The organism is Sporosarcina sp. P16b, assembly GCF_002743065.1.
In the GTDB taxonomy this organism is placed as follows: domain Bacteria; phylum Bacillota; class Bacilli; order Bacillales_A; family Planococcaceae; genus Sporosarcina.
On sequence record NZ_PDYO01000002.1, the window covers coordinates 155,848 to 168,836 of the forward strand.

Annotated in this window: 10 protein-coding genes; 1 reads left to right on the plus strand and 9 read right to left on the minus strand. The window is 45.2% G+C overall.

The window, feature by feature from the left end; translation table 11 throughout:
• Position 1: 1 nt before the first annotated feature.
• The 9 genes from CSV77_RS03835 to CSV77_RS03875 form a co-directional block, all read right to left on the minus strand.
• Positions 2–1,513 (minus strand): MFS transporter, encoded by a 1,512-nt coding sequence (locus tag CSV77_RS03835; RefSeq protein WP_099672360.1) that lies wholly within the window; start codon positions 1,511–1,513, stop codon positions 2–4.
• Between the two features lie 70 nt (positions 1,514–1,583).
• A complete protein-coding gene (locus tag CSV77_RS03840) occupies positions 1,584–2,117 on the minus strand; it encodes a hemerythrin domain-containing protein (RefSeq protein ID WP_233212164.1) in 534 nt (177 codons plus the stop codon).
• A gap of 14 nt (positions 2,118–2,131) precedes the next feature.
• Positions 2,132–2,782 carry a response regulator gene (locus CSV77_RS03845; protein ID WP_099632103.1) on the minus strand — a complete coding sequence of 217 codons (651 nt, stop codon included), beginning with the start codon at positions 2,780–2,782 and terminating at the stop codon, positions 2,132–2,134.
• Positions 2,763–3,845, minus strand: a complete 1,083-nt coding sequence (locus tag CSV77_RS03850) for a sensor histidine kinase (RefSeq protein ID WP_099672361.1) — start codon at positions 3,843–3,845, stop codon at positions 2,763–2,765. Before CSV77_RS03850 ends, CSV77_RS03845 begins: the two co-directional genes overlap by 20 nt.
• Entirely contained in the window at positions 3,826–4,305 is a 480-nt protein-coding gene (locus CSV77_RS03855; protein WP_099672362.1) for a GAF domain-containing protein, read from the minus strand. The genes CSV77_RS03850 and CSV77_RS03855 overlap by 20 nt, the downstream gene beginning before the upstream one ends.
• Before the next feature lie 30 nt (positions 4,306–4,335).
• A complete protein-coding gene (gene narI, locus CSV77_RS03860; RefSeq protein ID WP_099672363.1) occupies positions 4,336–5,031 on the minus strand; it encodes a respiratory nitrate reductase subunit gamma in 696 nt (231 codons plus the stop codon).
• A complete protein-coding gene (gene narJ, locus CSV77_RS03865) occupies positions 5,024–5,593 on the minus strand; it encodes a nitrate reductase molybdenum cofactor assembly chaperone (protein WP_099672364.1) in 570 nt (189 codons plus the stop codon). Before narJ ends, narI begins: the two co-directional genes overlap by 8 nt.
• On the minus strand, positions 5,586–7,202 hold the full coding sequence (gene narH, locus CSV77_RS03870; protein WP_099672365.1) for a nitrate reductase subunit beta: 1,617 nt from the start codon (positions 7,200–7,202) through the stop codon (positions 5,586–5,588). The genes narJ and narH overlap by 8 nt, the downstream gene beginning before the upstream one ends.
• Positions 7,192–10,866, minus strand: coding sequence for a nitrate reductase subunit alpha (locus CSV77_RS03875; protein ID WP_099672366.1), 3,675 nt, complete (start codon positions 10,864–10,866; stop codon positions 7,192–7,194). The genes narH and CSV77_RS03875 overlap by 11 nt, the downstream gene beginning before the upstream one ends.
• Before the next feature lie 422 nt (positions 10,867–11,288).
• On the opposite strand from CSV77_RS03875, the gene CSV77_RS03880 reads away from it, so the two are divergent.
• The gene (locus CSV77_RS03880; protein ID WP_099672367.1) at positions 11,289–12,809 is read left to right on the plus strand and encodes a succinyl-CoA:acetate CoA-transferase ScpC; all 1,521 of its coding nucleotides are present in this window, start codon (positions 11,289–11,291) and stop codon (positions 12,807–12,809) included.
• Positions 12,810–12,989 lie beyond the last annotated feature (180 nt).

The window sequence follows — 12,989 nt, forward strand, 5'->3', positions numbered from 1 at the left end:
ATTAAGACCGATTGCCTGCATGTGTCTCCGGACTAATATCACTGAATGAACCTACGTAGCGAACGACGTCGCCTGTTCCATCTTTCACCGAACTGATGGATAGGAACTCCAAGTACTCTTCGCCACTCTTTTTCTTATTCCAAATTTCGCCTTGCCAGACACCCTGTTCATTAAGAGTGTGCCACATATCATTGTAGTATTCACGATCATGCCTGCCTGAACTTAAGATGTTCGGACTTAGACCGAGTACTTCCTCTTCACTATAACCTGTTAGTTTCGTAAATGCCGGATTGACCGAAACAATGAGACCTTTTGAATTGGTCACGAGAATACCTTGGCCAGTCGAATCAAATACTTCTTTAGATAAGCTCGTACGATCCATGTAGTAAAGCCAAATAGCCAATACAAGGCTGGCTAACGACACTTGTGAAAATGCCATGAAACCAATGGAGTAGGAACCTGTCATCGAGAAAATCGTTGCGAGTAATAATGGAGGGAAAAATCCACCAAGACCACCCATCATCGATACAATCCCGTTCACGGTACCTGCTTGCTTACTGAAATACATCGGTACGAGTTTAAAGATGACACCATTTCCGAGACCGGCAGCCGCCGCAATCATAATACTGCCGACTGTGTACAGTACGATATCTGGTGAAAATGCCAGTACGATGGACGCAATCGTCAAACCTGCGAAACAACCCATTAAAATGAATAGCGGCTGGAACTTATCGCCTAACCAACCACCGACCGGACGTAATAATGTCGCGACGACGATGAAGCCTGCTGTACGAAGTCCCGCGTCGACCTTATCGAGTCCAAAGTAATTGACGAGGAAACTTGGTAAAAACACAGTAAACGCAACGAACGAACCGAATGTGATGAAATAAAACAACGAGAAGAACCAGAGTTTCTCATTCTTGTAGACACCTTTAATTTGCTCGATAATCGGTGCTTTCACTTTTACTTCCTTACGGTCACCGAAGAAAAAGTTCAATGCGATGAATGCAAGCAATAAAAGCAAATACATTTTGACAGTCAATGACCAGCCAAACTTCATCGCAAGGACCGGAGCTGAAAACGTCGTGATCGCTGTCCCGATGTTCCCCATCCCGTAAATACCATTGACCAGTCCGTGCTTTTCCTTAGGATAATACTTCGGTAGCGACGTAACACCAACAGAGAAAATCGCGCCCCCAATCCCGAGCAACGTTCCGCCAATTAAAAGTCCTGTCACGGTTGATGTTTCACTTATGTAGTAGACAGGAAATAGCAATACAATGAAACTGATGAAAAACATCATACGTGCGCCATAGACATTGGCGTAGTAACCAAGTGGAATTCGCAAAATCGAACCGAGTACTACAGGGATTGCTGTGATGATGGCTACACGCTCTGGTGGAATGCTGATATCTTCGCTAATAAATGGTAATAACGAAGAGATCAGGACCCATACCATGAAGCCGACAACTAAATTTGCCGTCTGTAGAGGTAACTGAATCTTTTGTGTCATAGGAATCCATCCCATCTGAAATTAGTTGAAATTCTATCCAACATTTTTTCTTTTAAACTACTATAGTTCGTTACTCTGGTAAAATGGACGTATACAATTGTTCGAATAATTCATCTTGTTCTTTTGCACGTAAGACCGATAGAACCATCGGAAAGATGACGTTTTCTTCTTTTACAAAGTGAATCATAATGACTTCAAACGCTTCACCTGCGTCTTGTACGACGTCTTGCATCATCGCGAGTGTAAATTCCGATAGATCCCCTCTTGTGTGATGGAGGAAATGTCCGATATACGCATCGATTTCATCGTGTTCTTCTTGCACTGCTTGAACCGGTCCTTGATCATTTCCTACATATTTCGCAAGCATCGGAAACAGGAATGCTTCTTCTTTTTCTGTATGGTTTTTTAGCGGATCGATGAACTCGACGACTAGCTCGCGCATTCTTTTGAGCGCTTCGAGACCTTCGTCACGCGTGAACCGTTCATTCTCAAAACCCAGCACGATCGCATGCCACTGCTCCATCAAAGACGTTAAGTAACGATGTTCATTTTCGATCACGCGTAGGGCAGGTAGCGTATGGGTCGGTCCTGTATTGCTCATCATCCTTCACCTCTTCATTAAAAACTTAGAAACTTTTTGCGTAGCGCGTATTCGACGAGTTCCGGACGGCTCTTCAATTGCAGCTTGTCCATCATTTTCGCTTTATGCGCTTCTACAGTCTTGACGGAAATATACAGCATTTCCGCTATTTCCTTATTGCCATAACCTTTTGCAACAAGCGGCAGAATTTCAATTTCCCTTTTAGATAATATCTTGAACGGATCATCTTCATCTGTCTCATTCGTTCCTTTTTTCACAAACTCCCTCACGAGCGAAGTAGCCATAGACGGATGAACATACGTCCCGCCGTCATACACTTCACGAATGGCGTGTAGCAACTCTTCGTCAGGAGCATTTTTCAAAATATAGCCCGCTGCACCGTTTTTCAGTACGTGGAACATATACTCCTCGTCATCGTACATCGTTAAAATAATGATCTTCGTTTCTGGAAAGTCTTCATGGATTTTGCCTGTCGCAATCAAGCCACTTTGGCCAGGAGGCATGCTAAGATCCAGTAAAATAATATCCGGTCTGTGCTTCGCAACTAGTTCATATGCTTCCAATCCATCTGCCGCTGTTGCTACAACTTCCATATCGTCTTGAAAATTCAAGATATGCATAAATCCTGTGCGGACGACTGCATGATCATCAGCTATTATGATTTTCACTCGTTGCCCTCTCCTTCTTCAGCGGAATATTTGCTTGGACTGTCGTGCCTTCTAGCTGACTAGAGACGATCGTTAAACTGCCACCTACTAATTCCACCCGTTCTCTCATCCCATATAGACCGAGGCCCGTGCCTTGTGGGGTAAAGTCATTGACATCAAAGCCGACACCTTCGTCGCATACTTTTATTTGTAGCTGTCCGTCCACTTCATCCAAAGTTAAAAAAACATCTTCTACTTGGGCATATTTCATGGAGTTGAGAATCGCTTCCTGGCCGATGCGATACGCAACTGTTTCAATCGCACCATCATACCGTCTTTCTTTCACATCCGATTCGAAATGAACATACAGTCCATAATTCTTCTCCAAATTCTTGATGTGCGTCCGGAAAGCCGCTTCCAATCCGAAATCATCGAGTACTGCTGGTCGCAATTCAACAGATAGATGGCGGATCTCATCAAGTAAACGCATAAGTGAACCTTCCGTTTGTCTCAACTTCTCAAGCGCTTTGTCGTTCATGCCCATATATTTCAAGACGCGCAAATCGACGAGCGAACTGAGCATTTCCTGCGCCACGCTATCATGTAGCTCGCGTGAAATTCGTTTGCGTTCATTTTCCTGCGCTAAAATGACTTGTTGCATCCGTAACCTTTGATGGAGAACTTCGGATGTCTGGGTTTGTCTCGTTAAATTACGCAACATCAACATGGATACGTGTTGCTCTTCATCTAACACCTGATAGGTTGCGCTGTATGGTTGCACGCCAAGATCTTTTGTCTCCAAAAAGAGTTGGAATGAAGAGACTGTTTGTTGTGGTTTCTCCATGAAACACGAGACACATGTCATCTGTTCGTCTTCACTTGTAAAGCCACGGCATGTAAGACAAATTGCATCCGCCTCGCCTTGCAGCATCTTGTCATAGAGAGCAGGTTCCATTATTTGTTTCGCTGCTTCATTCATGGATAGAATTTTGCCATTCTCGCCGAAAAAAAACATCGCTTCTGTCGTACGATCGTATAGTTTGTGCAGCATAGTCGTTAACTGGTCATTGTTCAATAAAGTCATCTTTCAATCGCTCCTTCATGTGAAACGGTCCGAATTGGGGTCCTACCGCATGCTTGAATTGCTCAAACTTATCAGCCGTTAACCGGTCCACTTTACGATAGCCAATCAAAAGTACGCCTTGCACATGATCATCACGGAATAGAGGAATTGCGCCAAAACTTTTCAGCTTTTCAAATACGACAATCGGATAGTTATAGAGATCGCCATCCACTATACTTGCTTCAACATTCTCGATCTTCATCGACTTCCCTGTCTTGAACACAATTCCTGCCACACCTTTTCCCGATTGAAGGACAATTCTACGATAGCGTACACTGATATTCCCCGTTACATATCGCCACCTAAGATCGTGATGATATTTCTTCAAATCCACAAACGCCAAGCCGATGAAATCCGCATGAAGCGTTTCTTTCAGTTCGTCAATCGCCAGTTGGAAATTACTATTTACTTGTCCTGTCATAGACTTAATCTCCTATTATTCATCATTCGCTTACCGGGGTGATTGTTTGGTCGGCTGATGTTTTCTATATAGAATATAACTTCTACCTACATAATTCAATGGCACACTCCAGACGTGAACGAGTCGTGTGAATGGCCACATCGCGAAAATAAGGAAGCCAGTTAAAATATGAAGCTTGAACGCTATGGGAACAGCTGCCATATATGCAGCTTCCGGCTGGAATATGAGCAAGGATCTGAACCAGACCGAAATCGTATCACGGTAATCGAATCCTGGCGTCATCGTGTTTGTAATCAATGAGCTATATACCCCAATGAAAACGATAAATAGCAAAAAGGTATTGACGAGTAAATCCGACCTAGAAGATAACTTGCGAACATTTCTCTTTGTGAAACGACGGGACGTCAAAATAATCATTCCCGCTAATGTCACTACACCAAAGAATCCGCCACCCCACACTGCACCGATATGGTACATATGGTCGCTGATACCCATTGCCCGTGTCCACTCTTTCGGAATCCCAAGTCCCGCCACATGACCTAAAATGACGGGGAAGATACCGATGTGGAACAGCAGACTGCCGATCATTAATTGCTTCTTTTCAATAAACTCACTCGACTTCGCGGTCCAGCCGAATTGATCATTCTTATAGCGGAAAATATGTCCTACAATAAATACGGCAATACAGATGTAAGGAAAAATGACCCAAAGAAATTGACTAGTCATTAGCGGAAACCTCCCGTTGAATACATGATTTACATGTTTCACGCAGTGCACGGATCAAATGAAGCCATGGACTTTCATACTTTTCAAGTGCTTTCATTAAAAAATAGGAACCATCCTCGATGACCGCGAGCAACATGGAAAAGCTTTGTTGTGCCCGCGGGTCTCCCTTCCATTCAGCTGCATAAATAAATTCACACATTAACGGAAGCAAGTCGGATAGTTCTTCATCCGGCATTTCGAGCCCGAACATTTCGTATAACACTTTTAATTGTGCCAGCGTCTGACCGCGCTCTTTCGAGTCTGCAAATTTCACATAGGTCATGAACAGCGTGGCGTCTTTCTGGAAATCGAATGTGTACGTGTACAGTTCTTGTATTTCATTCAAACTATACGTTTGCATCGCTTCCCAGTACAGCTGCAGGTCAGCGTAACCCGCAGCATCTTCCGTTACGTACTCATTCCACATATCTGGATGGAATGTTAGCTTTTCCGGATAGTTCAGTTGATGGGAGAAAAAGCCGAAGATATGCTTCTTGTCATATAAGAGGTCCAGATTAATCACGCCAGATCCCCCCATAGAAGTTTTCTTCATAGATTTCCTTGCCCGTTTTCACTGGCGCTGCTCCCGGTGTTACAGGTCCGCAACCGTCACAACCTCCGTCCGAGCCCATTACAGAAAATGAAGAATACGGATTTTGAGCTGGTGCTTGTTCGCCGTATGTGCCCATTCCGTCATAACCTGCTGAACCTTGTGAGCGGTAGACGTTCATCTGGCTTTCTTTATGTGATGTCGGGATCACGAAACGATCTTCGTATTTAGCAATAGCTAGCAAACGATACATCTGCTTTGTCTGTTTAGCTGTCAATCCGACACGCTCTAGTTTGGATTCGTCGAAGTCCTTGCCAGAAGAAACTGCACGCATATACGAACGCATCATGGCCATACGTTGCAAGCCTCCCTTAACGATATCCACATCTCCAGCCGTTAGCATATTGGCTAAATACTGAAGCGGAATTCGCATTTCTTCAATCGCCGGGAAAATCATGTCCGGGTTTTTGATGGAGTCTTTCCCTTCAAAGTAGTTCATGATCGGGCTAAGCGGTGGTACGTACCAGACCATTGGCAATGTCCGATATTCCGGGTGCAATGGGAATGCTAGCTTGTACTCGATCGCTAACTTATACACGGGTGAGTTTTGCGCCGCATCAATCCAGTCCTCCGAAATGCCATCTTTGATTGCTTGCTCGATGATTTCTGGATCATGTGGATCTAAGAACAAATCACACTGCGCTTGGTACAAGTCTTTTGGATCCGGTGTAGATGCGGCTTCTTGCACGCGGTCTGCGTCATAAAGCAAGACACCTAGGTAGCGAATTCGGCCTGTACACGTCTCAGAACAAACCGTCGGCAAACCGGATTCTACGCGCGGGAAACAGAATGTACATTTCTCCGCTTTATTCGTTTTCCAGTTAAAGTAGACTTTCTTGTACGGACAACCGGTCATGCAGTAACGCCATCCGCGGCACGCTTCCTGATCGACAAGAACGATTCCGTCCTCGTCACGCTTGTACATGGCACCTGACGGACAAGAGGCTACACAGCTCGGGTTCAAGCAGTGTTCGCATAGTCGCGGCAAGTACATCATGAACGCTTGTTCAAAGTTGAATTTAATTTCTTCTTCAATTTTCTCGATATTCGGGTCAGTAGGTCCTGTAATATGTGCACCAGCTAACTGATCTTCCCAGTTCGGGCCCCACTCTGGATCCATGTATTCGCCCGTAATGACAGACTTCGCACGTGCAACCGGTGTATGCTCTCGATCGGGCGCGGACGTCAGTTTTTCATAGTCGTATGTCCATGGCTCATAATAATCTTTCATTTCTGGCATATCGGGATTATAGAAGATTTTGCCAAGTGCGATTTTCGACAGCTTGGAACCCGATTTCAGTTCTAGTTTGCCCTTTCGCAACTGCCAGCCACCCTTATAGAGTTCCTGATCTTCCCAACGTTTCGGGTAGCCGATCCCGGGTTTCGTTTCTACGTTATTGAACCACATATACTCGGCACCTTCACGGTTCGTCCATGTCGTTTTACACGTCACACTACATGTATGACACCCAATACACTTGTCTAAGTTCATGACCATTGCAACTTGCGCTTTAATTTTCAAGCCAGTTGACCTCCTTCATCTTACGGACTGCGACGTAGACATCACGTTGATTACCGATCGGTCCGTAGTAATTGAATCCATAACTGAGCTGTGCGTAGCCGCCTACCATTTGAGTCGGCTTCATGTGAATTCGCGTCGGTGCATTATGGCTTCCTCCGCGTTGCTCGGTGATTTCCGAGCCTGGCATCTGAATATGCTTATCTTGTGCATGGTACATAAACATCGTACCTTTAGGCATTCTGTGACTGACAACGGCACGTGCATTGACGACACCGTTTCGGTTATATACTTCGAGCCAAGCATTGTCGTCGATTCCGTGCTCTTCTGCATCGAGATTCGATAACCACACGGTCGGACCACCGCGGAACAAAGTGAGCATGTGCTGGTTGTCTTGGTATGTCGAGTGGATATTCCACTTACCGTGCGGTGTTAAATAACGCAAGACGAGTGCATCTTGTCCGCCTTTAATGTCTGCATCACGGTCCGCAAAGACGAATGGTGGAAGCGTCGGTTTATAGACTGGCAACGCTTCGCCGAATCCAAGGAATAATTCGTGGTCGACGTAGAAATGCTGTCTGCCCGTTAATGTACGGAATGGCACGAGACGTTCGATATTCGTCGTAAATGGCGAGTAGCGTCGACCCAATTTATTCGAACCACTGAAGACCGGTGTTGGAATGACTTCACGTGGTTGGGCGGTAATACTTGCGAATGTGAATCGCTCTGCTGCGCGGTCTGCGGAGATGTCTTTTAGTTCCATGCCCGTATCATGCTCCGCGGCTTCAAATGCTTTTTGCGATACACGGCCGTTCGTTGCGGAAGATAGTGTCAACATCGCTTCTGCTGCGTGTTTCGCTGTGTACAATTTAGGCAAGCCGTCTTTCACGGTGTCGTCTTCATAAATACCGTTGATACCTTTCATCAGTTCATATTCATCCGCTACTGAGAAACTAACACCGTGCGCGCCGGTTTTCCCTGTCGACAATAGCGGCCCGAGCGTAATATATTTATCGTAAACCTTCGTAAAGTCGCGCTCTACAATCGTCATACCCGGCATCGTTTTGCCCGGGATTGCTTCAATTTCACCTTTACTCCAGTCATGCACTTCGCCCATCGGCTGAGCAATTTCCTGAACCGAGTCATGTGCTAATGGAGACGTGACTACGTCTTTATAGACGCCCGGCAAATGTGTTTCCGCGAGTGTAGAGAACGTTTTTGCGATTTCACGATAAATATCCCAGTCCGATTTAGATTCCCATAAGGGGTTAACTGCCGGATTGAATGGATGGACGAACGGGTGCATGTCAGTTGAAGACAGATCCACTTTCTCATACCAAGTGGCAGCGGGTAGAACGATATCTGCATATAGCGGTGTCGCGGTCATGCGGAAATCGAGTGCTACTAATAAATCGAGCTTTCCTTCCACGTCATCGCGCCAAACCATTTCTTTCGGTTTCATATCTTCATTCGGCGTCGCAAGCAAACCGTCTGAAGCACCGAGTAAGTGTCTCATGAAGTATTCCTGCCCTTTTGCAGAACTTGAAATCAAGTTCGAACGCCAGACAAATAATGAACGCGGGAAGTTTTCCGGTGCACCGGGATCTTCTGCTGCGAATTGTAGTTCGCCAGATTTCAGCTGATCTACGACATGCGAAACAACTTCTTTCGTATCCGTCTTGCCTAGTTTCGCTGCTTCTTCCGTGAGCAGTAAACTATTTTTATTGAATTGAGGATAAGATGGCAACCAGCCGAGACGCGCTGCGAGAACATTATAGTCTGCTGGATGCTGGTATCTCGCTTCCCCACCAAGTGGTGACATGAGCGTATCCGTACCCGCTTCTTCGTACTTCCATTGATCGGTTGCAAAGTAGAAAAATGATGTGGCGTTTTGCAGACGTGGCGGACCTTGCCAGTCTTTCGCAAAGGCAATCGTGCTCCAGCCCTCGATTGGACGACATTTCTCTTGTCCTACGTAATGCGCCCAACCTCCACCATTCACTCCTTGTGAAGCCGTCAACGTGACAAGGTTGAGAATCGCGCGGTAGATCGTATCACTGTTGAACCAGTGATTGATTCCCGCTCCCATAATAATCATCGAACGTCCACCTGTGTCGATAGCGTTTTGTGCAAACTCCATTGCGATTTGCGTAACGAGTTCCGGTTTAACGTTGGTGATCGCTTCTTGCCAAGCTGGTGTATAGATAGAAGTAACATCGTTATAACCTGTCGCCTCTAGCTCACTGTCAATTCGATTCACACCGTACTGACTCAACATGACGTCGTACGTTGTCGCAACTAAACGCTCCGTGCCGTCCGCGAATTGTACTTTCATCGCAGGAATCGGACGCTTGAATGTGCCATTTCCTCGGTTATCGAAGTATGGGAAATGAATTTCTTGCCATTGCTCGGCTTGCTTTTCGATGGATAATGCGGGTTCAATACGTGTACCATCTGCATTTTCCAGTTGCAAATTCCACTTGACGTCTTCTTCCCAGCGCTGCCCCATCGTGCCGTTTGGAACAATGATTTCTTCTTTTGCTTCATCAAATAACACAGGTTTCCACTTCGCGTGTGCCGTCTGCTGTCCAAGATCGCTTGCTCGCAAGAAACGCCCGGCTTTATACGAATCTTCATGCGGATCTAGTAAAATCAAGAACGGCATATCGGTGTATTGTTTGGCATAGTTTATAAATGTTGGTTCTTTACGTTTTTGATAGAATTCATCCAAAATGACGTGGGTCATCGCTTGAGCAACTGCTGCGTCCGTTCCCGGATTTGCTGCGATCCAGTCATCCGCATGCGTTACACTTTCCGCATAGTCCGGTGCGACGGAAACGACTTTGGTTCCTTTATAGCGGACTTCCGTCATGAAGTGTGCATCGGGGGTCCGGGTAAGCGGTACGTTCGAGCCCCACATGATGATGTAGCCTGCGTTAAACCAGTCACTCGATTCCGGAACGTCTGTCTGTTCACCCCAGATTTGTGGAGAGGATGGCGGAAGATCCGCGTACCAGTCGTAGAAACTGAGCATTTCGCCACCAAGCAATGAAATGAAACGAGCCCCCGATGCATAACTGACCATGGACATCGCAGGAATTGGTGTGAATCCTGCCACGCGATCCGGGCCGTATTTTTGTACCGTATAGATGAGTTGTGCCGCAATGAGCATCGTCGCATCCCGCCAATGAATCCGGACATGACCACCTTTTCCGCGGGCTTTTTTGTATTCATTGGATTTCTCAGGGTCTTCAACGATTGCTGTCCATGCTTTTACAGGATCTTTCGTTTCCTCCAACGCTTCGTTCCACATGCGCCATAGCTTACCGCGTATATATGGATACTTCACACGCAATGGACTGTATTCATACCAAGAAAACGATGCGCCACGTGGACAACCACGCGGTTCGAATTCAGGCATATCAGGGCCACAGGAAGGATAATCGATTTGCTGATTTTCCCATGTGATAATGCCATTCTTGACGAAGACTTTCCAGCTACAGGAGCCTGTACAGTTTACGCCATGCGTCGTACGAACCACTTTGTCATGCGACCAGCGTTGACGGTACATGTTTTCCCAATCACGATTTTTCTCTTCTAACACTGACCAACTTCCAGAATAACTCTCGACAGGTTTAAAATAATTCAATCCGAATCTCTTTTTCATCGAACATTTCCACTCCTTTTTAGAACGTAGCAGTAAATGAATCCAATCTACTAATCTTCTTACCCCAAAATAAACTAAGTAGTCTGAAATCAAACTGAGGGAATTCCCTATTAATTACAATGTATTGTAGGTCTTTTCTATCAAGTCTTATAAAATATCTTTATATTATATAACTATACGTCTTTCTCTACTCGTTTCTATCAGGGAATTCCCTATTCTCCTTTCACGAATCCCTTATTTTACTTTCTAAGTAAGGGAAAACACTTTATACCGCCTTCTGAATACGCTTTAAAATTTTCATAATTTTAAGTGTTTTTATTTATCTAATGGGAAATTTAGTATAGTTCTCATAATATTATGTTGATTTTATTTATATAAATGATAGAATTATATACAAAATGAAAGGTAAGGTGGATGATACCGTGGCAAACGAATTAAATAAGGTACTTCGTTGTGAAGCACTGAAAGATAAAATTGTTACAGCAGAAGAAGCAGCTTCTTGGATCGAGGATGGAATGTCTCTAGGTCTGAGTGGATTTACTTTGTCCGGAGACGCGAAAGCGGTTCCATTGGCATTGGCAGAACGAGGAAAAACTGAGGACTTCAAAGTAAACGTTTTCACTGGCGCTTCAATGGGCCCGAACGTTGATGAATTGATGGCCAATGCAGACGTCATCAATTTACGTGTTCCGTACCAAGGTAACCCAGCAATGCGTGGCAAAATCAACTCAGGTGACTCATTCTATATCGATCAGCACCTTTCCCATACAGCTGAATGGATTCGCCAAGGCGTAATCGGACCCGTTGACTATGCCATCATTGAAGCAGCTGCTATTACAGAAGAGGGATATATCATCCCAACTGGTTCTGTTGGTAACTCTCCAATTTTCGTTCAAGAAGCGAAGCATGTCATCATCGAATTGAATGTGAACGCGCCTATGGAGTTTGAAGGCTTACATGACATCTACATCCCAGATGCTCAAAACCAACGTAAAGAAATCCCTGTGTACAGTGCAACGGATAAAATCGGTACACCAGGAATTAAAGTAGATCCTGAAAAGGTTGTCGGAATTGTTCTTACGGAACAAGGCGATATTCCTTCCCCTATTGTTCCTCCGGATGAAGAGACACAAGAGATCGCAAACAACTTGTTAAACTTCTTCCGTGACGAGATCAAATTGGGCCGTATGGATGAAACGCTCATGCCTCTTCAATCAGGTGTTGGTTCGGTTGCGAACGCAGTACTTGATGGTATGAGAACTTCCGAGTTTAAAGATATCGAAGTCTATTCTGAAGTACTTCAAGACGCAATCTTCGACTTAATCGATGACGGCGTAGTGAAATTCGCTTCTGCTACTTCATTGACTCTCTCTAAAAAGCGTTTGGACAGCTTTAAAGACGATATCAGTAAATACCGTGATAAACTTGTATTCCGTCCTCAAGAAATCTCAAACCACCCGGAAGTTATCCGTCGTTTGGGTATCATTTCATTCAACACAGCGCTTGAGCTAGACATCTACGGAAACGTTAACTCTACACATGTTAGCGGAACACGCATGATGAACGGAATCGGTGGATCAGGTGACTTTGCTCGTAACGCACGCATCGCGATTTTCGTTACGAAGTCTTACGCAAAAGGCGGAGACGTGTCATCCATCGTACCTTTCTCTTCTCACGTGGACCACACGGAACACGACGTAGACGTAATTGTTACGGAACAAGGTTACGCGGATCTTCGCGGCTTGGCTCCAAGACAGAAAGCGGAATTGTTGATCGAGAACTGTGCTCACCCTGACTTCAAGGAAGAGCTACGTGATTATTATAATAGAGCAGTTGAACAAGTTGGCGGACAAACACCACACATTTTGGAAGAGGCGCTATCTTGGCACGTCAATCTTGCGAAAAACAAGACTATGCACAAGACTGTAGAAGCTCAGAAGTAATTTTATAGTAATGAAACGACCAAGCGGACTTTGATCCGCTTGGTTTTTTGTTTTTTGGGAGGTTAGAGCGGTTAACTAGGGGGATAGAGCGGATGTGGGTCTTCATTGAGCGGTTAACTGGGGGGATAGAGCGGTTTCGGGGGATCATAGAGCGGGCGGAGAAATTTATGATCGGATAGC

Bases quoted from the DNA above. Each gene is read 5' to 3' on its own strand.
- CSV77_RS03835 (WP_099672360.1), bottom strand. From the start codon at position 1,513: ATGACACAAAAGATTCAGTTACCTCTACAGACGGCAAATTTAGTTGTC.
- CSV77_RS03840 (WP_233212164.1), bottom strand. From the start codon at position 2,117: ATGATGAGCAATACAGGACCGACCCATACGCTACCTGCCCTACGCGTG.
- CSV77_RS03850 (WP_099672361.1), bottom strand. From the start codon at position 3,845: ATGACTTTATTGAACAATGACCAGTTAACGACTATGCTGCACAAACTA.
- CSV77_RS03855 (WP_099672362.1), bottom strand. From the start codon at position 4,305: ATGACAGGACAAGTAAATAGTAATTTCCAACTGGCGATTGACGAACTG.
- narI (WP_099672363.1), bottom strand. From the start codon at position 5,031: ATGACTAGTCAATTTCTTTGGGTCATTTTTCCTTACATCTGTATTGCC.
- CSV77_RS03875 (WP_099672366.1), bottom strand. From the start codon at position 10,866: ATGAAAAAGAGATTCGGATTGAATTATTTTAAACCTGTCGAGAGTTAT.